Origin of the sequence: Micromonospora sp. DT178 (genome assembly GCF_049841695.1) — a bacterium.
Lineage (GTDB): Bacteria > Actinomycetota > Actinomycetes > Mycobacteriales > Micromonosporaceae > Micromonospora.
The window spans coordinates 1-217 of record NZ_JBNCKV010000116.1; the positions used below are offsets into that span (position 1 = coordinate 1).

Sequence of the window (217 nt, forward strand, 5' to 3'; positions counted from 1 at the left end):
TCGGCCAGATCTGTGTGCAACTGGTCCTGGATCGCCTGTACCTGCACCGAATGCGAGGCGTAGTCCACCGCGATGCGCCGGACCCCCCGCTGCGCGTGCGCCTGGACGAATTCGTCACACGCGGCCGTGGTTCCGGATATCACCACCTGCGCCGGGCCGTTGACCGCCGCGACCGACAGGTCCTCACCCCACCCGGTGATCAACTGTTGCACCTCGT

General features: G+C 66.8%; 1 protein-coding gene. It reads right to left on the reverse strand.

What is annotated here, in order from left to right:
• Positions 1–203, reverse strand: a 203-nt coding sequence (locus tag ACLQ22_RS32220) for an acyltransferase domain-containing protein (RefSeq protein ID WP_425695643.1), incomplete at its 3' end; no start/stop codon positions are given.
• Between the last annotated feature and the right edge of the window lie 14 nt (positions 204–217).